This is a genomic window from Enterobacter sp. ZOR0014, from assembly GCF_000798855.1.
In the GTDB taxonomy this organism is placed as follows: Bacteria; Pseudomonadota; Gammaproteobacteria; order Enterobacterales; family Enterobacteriaceae; genus Enterobacter; species Enterobacter kobei.
In genome coordinates this window covers 1-608 of the sequence record NZ_JTLF01000024.1, presented here as the reverse complement: position 1 = coordinate 608, position 608 = coordinate 1, and the positions used below count along the sequence as shown (strand labels likewise).

The window sequence follows — 608 nt, the reverse complement described above, 5'->3', positions numbered from 1 at the left end:
TTGGCCGCCACATGCCGCCACAGCAGGTTCTCACGGTTTTTTGTGCTGTATTCATTCCACCAGCCGTCTATCTTTGCGGCACCTGCCGGACAGCTGTTAATCCCGTGCATCGCCATTCCCACCGCTGACTGGTAGAACAGCCCTGCCCGCTGCACCTCACAGTGGAAATCATCCAGCACGGCCAGCAGCACCGGCGCACTGAGCCAGTTCACCACGCTGACGATACGCTTCTGGAAGATAGCGTTAACCGTGTCAACCAGGCTCGTGTAGCAGGTATCAAAATTCGCCTGTCGGGCTGTGTTGAGCTTTTTCTGATAGGGTGCCCAGCTTCTGGCCCGGGCATCAGTGAAGTTCTGTGGGAGTTCCGCCAGCTCCTTGTCGACCTGCGCTTTAATGGCTGCTACCTTCTGCTGGTGAAGCGCCAGCGGCTCCGGCGGATCCAGCAAAACATTTTCTGGATAAGAGACTGTCACATTTTGTGCATGCCACGCCCTGACCAGCCTGTCGTCAGCTCTTATTTGCGCCAGCACGTCTGGCTTGCCCTGAAAACGTTGCTCCAGTGTTTTCAGGCGGGCATCAAGATATTCATCCGACAACATCGCGTTTTC

Annotated in this window: 1 protein-coding gene; it reads right to left on the bottom strand. The window is 55.9% G+C overall.

From position 1 onward, the window contains the following. On the bottom strand, positions 1-608 hold a 608-nt coding region (locus L977_RS24645; RefSeq protein ID WP_047624311.1), incomplete at both ends, for a hypothetical protein.